Source organism: Candidatus Allofontibacter sp. (assembly GCF_040404065.1).
Lineage (GTDB): Bacteria > Pseudomonadota > Alphaproteobacteria > Pelagibacterales > Pelagibacteraceae > Fontibacterium.
Window position 1 is genome coordinate 550,132 of sequence record NZ_JBBAJM010000001.1, and the last position, 11,563, is coordinate 561,694.

13 protein-coding genes are annotated in these 11,563 nt (G+C 30.9%); 8 read left to right on the forward strand and 5 right to left on the reverse strand.

Going from position 1 to position 11,563, the window contains the following annotated elements; all coding sequences use genetic code 11:
• Nucleotides 1-56: 56 nt before the first annotated feature.
• Together AC8IG9_RS02905 and AC8IG9_RS02910 are read right to left on the reverse strand one after the other, a co-directional pair.
• On the reverse strand, nucleotides 57-437 hold the full coding sequence (locus AC8IG9_RS02905) for a hypothetical protein (RefSeq protein ID WP_507425324.1): 381 nt from the start codon (nucleotides 435-437) through the stop codon (nucleotides 57-59).
• A 19-nt stretch (nucleotides 438-456) separates the two neighbouring features.
• The gene (locus AC8IG9_RS02910) at nucleotides 457-1,707 is read right to left on the reverse strand and encodes an MFS transporter (protein ID WP_507425325.1); all 1,251 of its coding nucleotides are present in this window, start codon (nucleotides 1,705-1,707) and stop codon (nucleotides 457-459) included.
• 73 nt (nucleotides 1,708-1,780) lie between these two features.
• Here AC8IG9_RS02910 and AC8IG9_RS02915 point away from each other — a divergent pair, with 73 nt between their 5' ends.
• From AC8IG9_RS02915 to AC8IG9_RS02925, 3 genes are read left to right on the forward strand one after another with little or no spacing between them, the layout of a single operon-like run.
• The gene (locus AC8IG9_RS02915; RefSeq protein ID WP_507425326.1) at nucleotides 1,781-3,004 is read left to right on the forward strand and encodes a SulP family inorganic anion transporter; all 1,224 of its coding nucleotides are present in this window, start codon (nucleotides 1,781-1,783) and stop codon (nucleotides 3,002-3,004) included.
• Nucleotides 3,005-3,048: 44 nt separating this feature from the next.
• Nucleotides 3,049-4,257 carry an SLC13 family permease gene (locus AC8IG9_RS02920; RefSeq protein ID WP_507425327.1) on the forward strand — a complete coding sequence of 403 codons (1,209 nt, stop codon included), beginning with the start codon at nucleotides 3,049-3,051 and terminating at the stop codon, nucleotides 4,255-4,257.
• 4 nt (nucleotides 4,258-4,261) lie between these two features.
• Nucleotides 4,262-5,464, forward strand: a complete 1,203-nt coding sequence (locus AC8IG9_RS02925) for an MFS transporter (protein WP_507425328.1) — start codon at nucleotides 4,262-4,264, stop codon at nucleotides 5,462-5,464.
• A 217-nt stretch (nucleotides 5,465-5,681) separates the two neighbouring features.
• On the opposite strand, the gene AC8IG9_RS02930 is transcribed toward AC8IG9_RS02925, so the two are convergent.
• Both AC8IG9_RS02930 and AC8IG9_RS02935 read right to left on the reverse strand, forming a co-directional pair.
• Entirely contained in the window at nucleotides 5,682-6,125 is a 444-nt protein-coding gene (locus tag AC8IG9_RS02930; RefSeq protein ID WP_507425329.1) for an MJ0042-type zinc finger domain-containing protein, read from the reverse strand.
• Nucleotides 6,122-6,382 (reverse strand): hypothetical protein, encoded by a 261-nt coding sequence (locus tag AC8IG9_RS02935; protein ID WP_507425330.1) that lies wholly within the window; start codon nucleotides 6,380-6,382, stop codon nucleotides 6,122-6,124. The genes AC8IG9_RS02930 and AC8IG9_RS02935 overlap by 4 nt, the downstream gene beginning before the upstream one ends.
• Nucleotides 6,383-6,499: 117 nt before the next feature.
• Between AC8IG9_RS02935 and AC8IG9_RS02940 the strand changes: the two genes are divergently transcribed.
• The 5 genes from AC8IG9_RS02940 (at nucleotide 6,500) to AC8IG9_RS02960 (ending at nucleotide 10,721) form a co-directional block, all read left to right on the forward strand.
• Nucleotides 6,500-6,826: a bactofilin family protein gene (locus AC8IG9_RS02940; RefSeq protein WP_507425899.1), complete on the forward strand. Its 327-nt coding sequence runs from the start codon at nucleotides 6,500-6,502 to the stop codon at nucleotides 6,824-6,826.
• A complete protein-coding gene (locus tag AC8IG9_RS02945) occupies nucleotides 6,816-7,232 on the forward strand; it encodes a bactofilin family protein (RefSeq protein WP_507425331.1) in 417 nt (138 codons plus the stop codon). Before AC8IG9_RS02940 ends, AC8IG9_RS02945 begins: the two co-directional genes overlap by 11 nt.
• A gap of 120 nt (nucleotides 7,233-7,352) precedes the next feature.
• Nucleotides 7,353-8,849 (forward strand): DEAD/DEAH box helicase, encoded by a 1,497-nt coding sequence (locus tag AC8IG9_RS02950; protein ID WP_507425332.1) that lies wholly within the window; start codon nucleotides 7,353-7,355, stop codon nucleotides 8,847-8,849.
• 28 nt (nucleotides 8,850-8,877) lie between these two features.
• Entirely contained in the window at nucleotides 8,878-10,464 is a 1,587-nt protein-coding gene (locus AC8IG9_RS02955) for a phosphoethanolamine transferase (RefSeq protein ID WP_507425333.1), read from the forward strand.
• Nucleotides 10,464-10,721: a SemiSWEET transporter gene (locus AC8IG9_RS02960; RefSeq protein ID WP_017971983.1), complete on the forward strand. Its 258-nt coding sequence runs from the start codon at nucleotides 10,464-10,466 to the stop codon at nucleotides 10,719-10,721. Before AC8IG9_RS02955 ends, AC8IG9_RS02960 begins: the two co-directional genes overlap by 1 nt.
• Here the strand turns inward: AC8IG9_RS02960 and nadC are convergent.
• Nucleotides 10,718-11,563, reverse strand: a complete 846-nt coding sequence (gene nadC, locus AC8IG9_RS02965; RefSeq protein ID WP_507425334.1) for a carboxylating nicotinate-nucleotide diphosphorylase — start codon at nucleotides 11,561-11,563, stop codon at nucleotides 10,718-10,720. The genes AC8IG9_RS02960 and nadC overlap by 4 nt on opposite strands.

An 11,563-nucleotide genomic window follows, 5' to 3' on the forward strand; every position in this document is an offset into this window, starting at 1 on the left:
TCTGGTTAGCACTTTAAAACTCCCCCTTTAAAAATAATTTAAAATTTAGTTAAGACTTAGTGATTGTGATCGTCTTTAAGATCCTTTTTAATATCTTCGTGATCTCCAACTACGATGTGATGTTTACTTTTGGTAATAAATTTTTCAAATATTGGTATTAGTATTAGAGGAGTTAGCCCTCCTAAAAATATTCCAAGTGTCGCAGGTCTAATATCTGGGTCTATTAATGATGCTACAAGATCGGCAATGACATGCGCAAAGATTGCTCCAAAGATTCCAGCGATGTAACCATTGGATGCAATTTTTAATAAACGATTAATACTCCAGCCCGTATAATAGCCTATTACGATAAGACCAGCATGAATAACTCCAAAAGCATAACCACGTAGAAATATTTTGTCTTGAAAAAAAATAAAGTTATCTAATAAATGTTCCATATATAAATATTATACTCAATTAGTTCTTTTTTAAAAAAAATAGATAAGATCCAATACAACAGCACAATAAAACAGTAAATGAAGTTTGAAAAGCAGTTATTTCTGAATAGCCAAAACTTTTAACTAAATCAATTATTAATCCAATTCCCCATTGAGTTACAAAAGCGCCAATAAATATAAATAAGTTAAAAGCTGAAAGAGCCTTGCCAGCAATTTCTTTTGAAAAATGCATTCCAATAGCAGGTTGACCAAGGGTAGAGCTGATACTAAAAAATAAAAATAAAGTTAAATAAAATACTCCTGAATTTGTTCCTGATAAAATTAAATTAAAGAGAGCAATGAAACTTAAGGGTAAAAAATAAGTAATAATTTTGTCAATTGAAAATTCTTTTTTATAAAAATAAGGAATGACAAATCCCAATGCTAAAAACCCAAACATCATCGAAAAATTCATCCAAAATAAACCATGAGCTGCTTGAACCGGATCAAGACCGCTTATTTTTTCAAGCCATGGTTCAGCCCACAATGTTTGGATTGCTACAAATCCACCGTAATTAAAAAATGCAATAGGAGCAAATTTTTTAAAATAGTTGTCTTTAAATATATTCGAATAACTAGCCAGAAGTGAACTAGGTTGATCTGTTTTTATAGTATTATTATTTTCCCATTCTGGAACGTTTAAAAATATTAATAGAATTAACAAAAGAAATATCATCGCAAACCCAAAGAATATCCATCTCCATCCTATAATAGGTAGAAGAAACTGAACTGGAACAGTTGATACAAGCATTCCAAAAGATGCAAACATTAGCATCCATGAATTTAATTTTTGCTGAGCCTCAATTGGAAACCATCTCCTGTAACCCGTTAATGGAGCCATTAAGCAGGCAGCAACTCCAACGCCAATAAATATTCTAGAAATCAATAAATTGATAAAAGAATTGGAAATAGAAAAAGATATGCACCCTAAAGTCGCTATGCATAATAAAATTAAAATTACTTTTTTCGGACCGTATTTATCTAGCGAATAGCCAGTAGGAAGTTGCATTAACGCAAATCCCAAAAAATATCCTCCTCCTAATAACCCCAAGTCACGGGCTTGAAGTTCAAATTCAATTGTCAGCGTAGGGGATAGTGTTGCGGTAATTGCTCTAATAAGAGCAGAGGTAAAATATGAAAAAGCAAATATTAAAAATATTATGACTGCTTTTTTAAAACTAATTTTGCTTTCATTAATATTATTCACGAGAATTTTATCTATTAAGCTCATTAACAAGATTTATCTTTAAAGTCATAATAAATTTGTTTTTTTAATTTAAAAATAACAATAAGAACTTAATGCAATGAGAAGATTAACAAAAATGTTTCATGGTTTTGATAAAAATTTTATCAAAGGAGATCTTTACGGGGGTGTTACAGCAGGAATTATTGCTTTACCACTAGGACTTGCCTGGGGAGCAGTTTCTGGACTTGGGCCTTTAGCTGGAATTTATAGTTCAATCATTGTTGGGTTTTTAGCTGCATTATTTGGAGGAACTCCAGGACAAATTTCAGGACCTACAGGACCTATGGTTGTAATTATTGCAGCTGCACTTTTAGAATTTCGAGGACAGCCAGAAATAGTTTTCTTTTGTGTAACTTTATCAGGTCTTATTCAAATTTTTATCGGAGTATTTAGGCTAGGTAATTTTATTAATAAAATTCCTTATTGCGTCTGTTCAGGTTTCATGTCCGGTGTAGGACTAATTATTATTTCACTTCAGCTTACAGTTTTATTTGGTCTTGGATCAAAATCACAAGTTATTAGCGCATTAGCTAATCTGCAAAATATTTCGAATGTTAATGGACAAGCGCTATTAATAGGATCTATTGGTCTTTTTATTCTTTTCTTTATCCCCAAAAAAATTGCAAAGATTGCACCAGGATCAATTGTTGCTTTATTTTTTGGATCTATTTTATCTTATCTATTTTTTTCAAAACAAGATTTAATTGGCGAGATACCAAGCGGTCTGCCATCTTTCCATTTTACTTTACCAAAATCAGAACAATTTTCTTCAGTTATTTTTTATTCAACCGCATTGGCTTTAGTAGGGGTAATAGACAGTTTATTAACAGCGGTGGTTCATGACCGAATTACACTTACAAAGCATTTACCAAACAAAGAAACGATTGGACAAGGAATTGGAAATTTTGTTGCAGGTTTATTTGGTGCGTTAGCAGCAACGGGAGCTGCAATGAGAACAGTAGTTAATCTTAAGACTGGAGGAAAAACTCCAATGTCAGGAATGATCCATGCTGTCGTACTTGCTCTTATTATATTTGTATTTGCTCCGTTGGTTAAAGTAATACCGCTTGCAATTTTAGCCGCCATCTTAATTAAAACTGGGCTTGATATTGTTGATTGGAAATTTTTAAGAGAACTTAAAGGAAAAGAAACAGTTGATGTTCTTACAAAATTTATTGTTTTAATACTTGCTGTGTTTACAAACTTAATTCTTTCAGTTTTTGTAGGGGTTGTATTTTATTTTACTTTGAAATCCTTATTAAATTCTAGAAAAAAAGCTTAAACATATTGTTCCACTAAAAATTTTTAATGGTAATCTAAATTTATATGTTTTTGGGAATTCCTATAGAGTTCTATTTTTTCGCTCTTATTTTATTATTTGTAGCATTATTTCATAATCATGTTTTAAAAACTGCTCTTATAGGTCTTGCTATTGTTAGTTTATATAAGATTGGTTATGCAGAATTTAAAACAGGAACTGGCATTAATGGATTTGCTGGTCACTTAGTTCATGAATGGGTTGTTATAACCAACTTACTCTGCTTACTCGTAGGATTTGCATTGCTCTCTAATCACTTTGAAAGAAGCAATGTAACAGATACAATTTCAGTTATTTTGCCTAATGGTTGGCAAGGTGCATTCGTGTTGTTAGTGTTTGTTTTTTTTATATCTTCATTTTTAGATAATATTGCAGCTGCAATTATTGGCGCAACTATTGCCTCGAGACTTTTTAAGAGAAAAGTACATATCGGTTATCTTGCCGCAATCGTTGCAGCATCTAATGCCGGAGGATCTGGAAGTGTTGTGGGTGATACAACAACTACCATGATGTGGTTGGCCGGCGTTCCACCAATTGAAGTATTACATGGTTATATTGCAGCTTTTGTTGCTTTGTTTGTGTCAGGGTACTTTGCTGCAAAACAGCAGCATTCATACCAGCCCATTATAAGAAGTGATAAGTCTAAAAATAATATTGATTGGGGAAGAATTTTTATAGTTTTTTTTATTTTGATTACCGCAATCATTACTAATGTTGTCGTAAATATAAAATTCAATCATTTAGCCGATTACTTTCCATTCATAGGAGTTTCTGTTTGGATTGCTTTATTCATTTTAGTTCCACTTAGGAAACCAGATTGGTCAGTAATACCAGGTGCATTTAAAGGAAGTATATTTTTACTTGCTCTTGTTCTTACAGCTTCAATGATGCCAGTTGAAAAACTTCCACCTGCATCTTGGTATTCAACATTTGGACTTGGATTTTTATCTTCAGTGTTTGATAACATTCCATTAACAGCTCTTGGAATTAAACAAGACAATTATGATTGGGGAGTTCTTGCTTATGCCGTTGGATATGGTGGATCTATGATTTGGTTTGGGTCGTCAGCAGGCGTTGCGGTTGCAAATTTATTTCCCGAGGCTAAATCTGTTGGTCGTTGGGTTAAAGAAGGTTGGCACGTTACTTTAGCTTATATCATTGGCTTTGCGGCCATTATGTTAATTTGGGGATGGAATCCAATTCCAATTCCTAAATAAGTAAATGCTTCTAGAAAATTTCAGAAAACCTTTATTTATATTAATAGCAGGTTCTATTGTGCTCGCACTTGCATTTGGTATTAGACATTCCTTTGGAATTTTTTTAATTCCAATTAGCAAAAGCAATAATTGGGGCAGGGAAGTTTTTGCAATGGGACTTGCTTTTCAAAATTTAATGTGGGGAATTTGGCAGCCATTTGCAGGCAGAGTTTCAGATCGTATTGGCGCAGGTTATGCAGTTTTTATTGGAGCAATTCTTTATTCATTAGGATTGTTGCTTATGGGTATTGTCTCAACGAAGACAGGATTTGTAATTGCGTGCGGAATATTAGGCATTGGAATTTCAGGAGTTACATTTCCAATTTTTGGAGCAATCAGCAGATCCGTGGCACCTGAAAAAAGAAGCGTTTCAATTGGAGTTGCTATGGCATGTGCATCTTTGGGTCAATTTATAATGCTACCTGTTTCATTAACTTTGTTACAAAACTTTGGAGCCACTCTAGCTTTTATAATTTTATCTGCATTTTCACTTGTAATGGTTTTTTTATCTATTTCGATGTTTGAAAAACCAATCGAACATATCGAGGCTCAAGATTTATCTTTAAAAGAAGTGTTAATAGAGGCCTTTAATAATAAAGGATTTTGGTTTTTATGTTTTGGTTTTTTTGTTTGTGGTTTTCATATTCTTTTTATTATGACTCACGTTCCTTCATTTTTAATTGACAAAGGATTATCACCGCAAGCGGGTACAATTGTATTAGCTCTAATTGGTTTATTTAATATTATAGGAACTTATTCTACCGGTTTTTTTGGATCTAAAATTAGAAAGCCTTTAATCTTAAGTTTTATTTATGCCTCTCGTGCAATTATAATTTTAATTTTTATATTATTTCCTATCAGCAATCTAACAGCCTATGTATTTGCGGCTTTAATGGGATTGTTATGGCTTTCAACTATTCCACCAACTCAAGGAACTATTATTACTGTATTCGGCGTTAAGAACATGAGTATGCTTTATGGAATAGCATTTTTGTTTCATCAAGCTGGAGCATTTTTAGGGGGATGGCTTGGAGGTAAAGTTTATGATCTTACAGGCTCTTACGATATTGTTTGGTATGTCTCGATAGCGCTTGGAGTATTTGGTGCTATTATTAATTATCCAATCGAAGAAAAAGCATTAACTAGATTTGAAGGACAAGCGTCATGAAAAAAGCAGCAATCTTTTTATGGTCAGGATTTATTCTATTTCTTTTAGTAATTGCTTATTCTTATCAAACAAAAGGAATGGAGCTTTATTTTTTAATATCGAAGCTTTGTTCTTAATTATTTCTTGTTATTTTCAACCCAAGACAAAAATATAAAAAAAAGCACAGTAGCGGCTATTCCAACAATAAATAAAATTAGACCGGTTATTAGGCTCATGGTTAATTTTTTGGAATTAACATGTCTATAAAGCTAGAGATGCCTATTGAAATATACTCTCCAAACTCTTCGATTATAGAAAAATAATTTGCGCTATTAGGATACTGAACAAGAATTAAATCTTTAAATTGAAAGCTTGCAAATACTCCAATGACTAAAATAATTAAGATGGTAGAAAAAATTTTGCTAAAATCTGTCTTAGTCTTCTCTTTATATTTTATAGGAATATTTTTGACGCTTGTTTGTTTTTTAGAAGATTCTATTTTAACATTTTCGTCATCTTCTTTAATATAATTATCTTTTAAAGTTTTAAATTCTTCTAAAGTCGGAGGTTCTTGAAACCATTGTTTGTCGCAAACACCGCACTGAACCAACCTTCCGTCTTTGCCAATATCTTCAGCTCGTACAACAAATTTATATTTTTTACATTCGCAGCTTATAATCATTTTAATATTAGAGGATTGTTAGTTGTAAAAAATTTTTTTAATAATAGAACTTCTTGATTTTTTAAAACGTTTTTTAATACTAGGGCTGTTTCATTTATTTTTTCTACTACTTTTTTAGAATGCATTTTGTTAACAGCTGATAAAATTTCATTCATTTCTTTTACTGTTTCGCCTTGAGTTGGCTTTGTCGCATTTGATCCAAGAAGGTTATCAACTGCATTTAAGATTTCATTTATTGAGTAATTATTATTCTTCATGAAATATTTTAATTATCATATTTTTGAAAAATTTCCTTAAAAAATGAAGTATTTTTAGACTTGCTTAATGCATTTATTGTCTGTTTAATAGATTTTTAAATTTATAAGCCATCAGTTATTTTAAGAGACACAAAGCTACGAGGGAATCTTACCCAAAAAGATAGCATTACTATTGATGGACTATTATTAGGCGATATTAAATCTCAAGAAATTATAGTTAGCGAAAACGGAAATATTACAGGAAATTTAACGGCAGAACATAATATTGAAGTCGGAGGACAAGTTAATGGAGATATTTCTTCGGATAGGATCCATTTAAATAGAACTGCTAGAATTAAAGGTAAATTATTTCACAGATCTCTAGTTGTTGATGAAGGCGCTCAACTAGAAATTGCATCGACAACAAAAAAAAAATTAAACAATAAGAGCAACAATGTTTTTTAAGAAGTATAAAAAAAATCAAGAACAAGTAGATGGATTTTCTCATCTTGGCGAGAGTTCTCGTTTTGAAGGAGAAATAGATTGCAAAGGCGAAATCGAAATAGCTGGAAAAGTTAACGGCAATATAAAAGCAAAAAAATTAAGAATATTAGAAAGCGGAACTGTTAGAGGAGCAGTTTATGCAGAGGATGTAGAAGTTTTAGGTTACATCTCAGGCAATATTGAATCTCAGAATATTCATTTAGGAGAAAAGGCAATTGTTAAAGGAGATTTAAATTTTGAAAATAATTTAAGTGTTTTAGCAGGAGCTGATGTTTTAGGACGAGTGCAGAAAATAAAAAAAGATAAGTTAAAAAAAATAGATACTGATAAAGTTAAGTATTTAGACCATACTAAAGCAGCTTCTTAGTCATTTTTGCGAAACAAAGCCAAATTATCCTTCAATAAAGCTTTAAATAAAGCTGTTAACTGATAAAGGTAACTTCTTATTAAATAATTTTATTAGATTTTATCCATCCTCCCCAATTGCATGACTAATTTTGAAGGCTTCAGCCTCTCCCAACATTTAAAAAATTCATTGGCGCGAATGAACTTTGTAATTCCAACGCCTATTCAAATAAAATCTATCCCACTTGCTTTAGAAGGAAAAGATATTTTAGGTTCAGCTCAGACTGGAACTGGAAAAACAGCAGCTTTTAGTATTCCTTTAATTGAATTGTTAAGCAGATCAAAACAAGGTTCGGCTTTGATATTAACTCCAACACGAGAACTTGCAAATCAAGTTATGGAAGTAGTTATTCAATTACTTGGAAAAAATAATCCAATTAAGGCAGCTTGTTTAATCGGGGGAGAGTCTATGTATAAACAATTAGGACAGCTTAGATCTCATCCAAGAATAATTGTAGGAACACCAGGAAGAATAAATGATCACTTGGACAGAAAATCTTTAAAATTAAATGATACAGGGTTTTTAGTTCTGGATGAAACAGATCGTATGCTTGATATGGGCTTTGGAATTCAGATTGATAGAATAGTAAAATTTTTACCTGCTAAAAGACAAACTCTAATGTTTTCTGCAACACTACCTGAACAAATAGTACGATTGTCAGCAAAGTATTTAAGAAATCCTGAAAGAGTTTCTACAGGAGCAACGAATGTGCCATCAATAAATATTAAACAAGAAGTTATTCATTTGCAGCAAGAACAAAAATACAATGAGTTAATTAAGCAATTACAAGAAAGAACTGGTTCTGTTTTAGTGTTTGTAAAAACTAAACATAATTCAAAAAATCTAGCAGCAAAGCTTTGCAAGGAGCGTTTTAAAGCTGATGCTCTACATGGAAATTTAAGACAAAGTAAAAGAAATACAGTGATGAGTGCTTTTAGAAATAAGAAATTTACCATTCTGGTTGCAACCGATATTGCCGCTCGAGGTCTTGATGTTCCACATATTGAACATGTTATCAATTATGATCTTCCACAGGTTGCAGAAGATTATATTCATCGTATGGGTAGAACTGCAAGAGCAGGGGCCGTAGGCTCATCTTTATCTTTTGTGACAAATAGCGATAGAGAGAAATGGAATGCGATTGAAAGATTATTAGACCCCACTAAAAAGAAAGAAAATTTTTCTAAAGGAAGAAGCGGTGGTGGATTTCAGAGAGATTATAAAAATAAAAAAAGAGGCGGGAGTGGATTTAAATCTAAATCTAAATTCAGAGGCGGAAGATCTTCAGAAAAATTTGGAAGAAACAAATTTACAGAAAATTTTAAATCTCATAAACCAGAAGGTTTTAAAGAGCAAAAATCAACTGGCTTTAAAGAGCATAAATCACTAGATTTTAAAGAACATAAGTCATCAGGTTTTAAAGATCGTAAACCAGCAGAAGGCTTTAAAAGTGGTGGATTTGACAAAGATTACAGAAGAAAAAGCGACAGAGAAAAGCCAAAATTTTTTGGTAAAAAATCTAAAGGTTTTAATGATAGAAACTTTAATGCAGGGGATAGAAAAAAGAATAAGAACTGAGATTCTTTTAATTAAAAAGAGCAATTAAATGTTTTTTTTTAAAAAAAAAATTAAATTTTACTATTTCATATTTTTTCTCTCTCTTTTTATCACTTTTGTTTATAATTTAAAATTTTTCAAGATCCTTTATGGTAATATTGGATTTTCAAATTTTTCTTCTATCTATTTTTTCTTTGCTATTATTATTGCAATTATTTCAACTGTCTCAATTTTATTATTAGTTTTTGGACAAAAATACACCCTTAAGCCACTAGCTATTTTTTTAATTATACTCTCGTCTATTTTAAGTTTTTATAATCAGCAATTTGGGGTGACTGTTGATGAACAAATGATCGTTAACACTCTTCAAACTGATGTTAAGGAAGCGATGGATTTGATGTCTGTTGGATTTTTTACTCATGTTTTATTTTTAGGGATCATTCCAAGTATTGTTATTTATTTTATTCAGATTGAATATGGTTATTTGAAAAAAGATTTATTAATAAGAGGATCTTTAATTTTAGGGACCCTTGCCGTTGTAGCTGCTTTAACTTTTATTAATTTTAAGCAAGTCAGTTTTATTGTAAGAGAAAATAATACACTTAATCAGCATATTACTCCTTTATACACTTTAAATTCAGCTTATCGCTTAACTAAAAGTTCTTTAGTTAGCCAAGGTAAATTTGTTAAATTAGGTGAGGATGCAAAATTATTAAAATCTGAAAAGAAGACTATTGGAATAATGGTTGTGGGTGAAACTGCAAGGGCAGATAGATTTTCATTAAACGGATATCAAAAAGAAACAAATCCTTATCTTAAAAATAAAAGCGTTATCAGCTTTAAGAACACATTGTCTTGTGGAACTGCTACAGCTTATTCAGTTCCTTGTATGTTTTATTTAAATGGAGAAAAGAATTTTACCCAAGCAAAAGCTAAGAATGAAAGTAACGTTTTGGACGTTCTATCGTTTGCTGGAGTTAAAACGGTTTGGGTAAATAATAATTCAAGCTGTAAGAATGTATGCACTAGAATTGAATCTATTGATCTTATTAAAAATTCTCAAGGTGAAGATAAAAACAATAACTATGATGAAATATTATTTGACACTACAAATAAAATTTTAAAAGATAATAAAGGCAATTTATTAATCGTTCTCCATACAATGGGTTCACACGGACCAAGATATTATAAAAGATATCCAGAAAAGTTTGCTAAATTTAAACCATTCTGCAACAACGACACACCTCAAAACTGTAGTAAAGAAGACTTAAATAATGCTTTTGATAATACGATTGTTTATACAGATTACGTACTTTCAAGATTGATAGAAATTCTAAAAGACAAAAAAGATTATAATACATTTCTTCTTTATGCCTCTGATCATGGTGAGTCTTTAGGAGAAAATGGTATTTATTTGCACGGTCTTCCAAAAACTATTGCACCAAAAGAACAAAGAAACTTTGCGATGATTTTATGGCTTTCAGATAAAATTGTTAAAAATAAAAATATTAATCTTGCAAAAACTAAAAGTTTGACCAGCAAACAAGTAACGCACGACTATATTCCTCACACCTTATTAAATTTTTTTGGAGTTCAAAGTATTGTTAGTAAAAAAGATTTTAGTTTGATTAATTAATGGAACCGTACGTAATATATATTGGTTTCTTCTCTGGTTTTTGCACAACAATTGCTTTTGTTCCTCAGGCTTATAAAGTTTGGAAAACTAAAAGTACCAAAGATATTTCTTTGTTAATGTTCGTGGTATTTACGACCGGAATTGTAGGTTGGTTAATTTATGGAATATTATCAGATAATTTACCAATAATAATTGCAAATATTATTACGTTTTTTTTAGCATTATTAATTTTGATTGCTAAAATTAAATTTGATTAGAAGTTTAGCGAAATATCTAAATTTTGAGGACTGTGTGTTAATCTTCCAATGGAAATTCTGTTAACGCCTGTTTTAGCATAGTCGATAATATTTTTTTCATTGATATTACCCGAAGCTTCAGTTTCATATTTATTTCCAACAAGCGTTAAAGCTTTTTTAATTTCATCTGGCTTCATGTTATCCAGTAATAATCTATTAAAATTAAGCATTTGAATTAACTCTAATTGACTTATGGTATCCACCTCTACTGTTATAATTTTTCCGTTTCTATTTAATCTTAAAGCGTTCTGAACAAGATCAAATATATTTTGAGAGGCTGATATATGATTATCTTTAATAAAAATTTCATCAAATAAATTTAATCTGTTATTAGTCCCACCCCCTAAAGCGACAGCGTATTTTTGAATGACCCTTAAAGTAGGTAGAGTTTTTCTAGTACAGCAAATCTTAGTTTTATATTCTTTTACTAAATTAACATAGTAGTTGGTCTTTGTTGCAATTCCTGAGATTAAACCTAAAAAATTAATCGCAGTTCTTTCTGATTTTAAAATAGAACCTGTTAGTCCTTTAATTTCTGCAATAACATCATTTTTTTTTATATGAGCTCCTTCTTGAAGTTTTCTTTTAAATTTTGTTTTTTTATCAATTTGTTTAAAAGATTCTTCTGCAAAATCTAATCCACCAATAATTCCATCTTCATTTGCAACAATTTTGGCTGAGGTAATGGAATTTTTATTAACTAAAAGATCAGTCGTAATGTCTTTTTGAGCTTGATCCTCAAATAGTGCTGCGCCGACAATACTCTTAATATAACCGCTAGTAATAAGTTTTGATTTAGACAT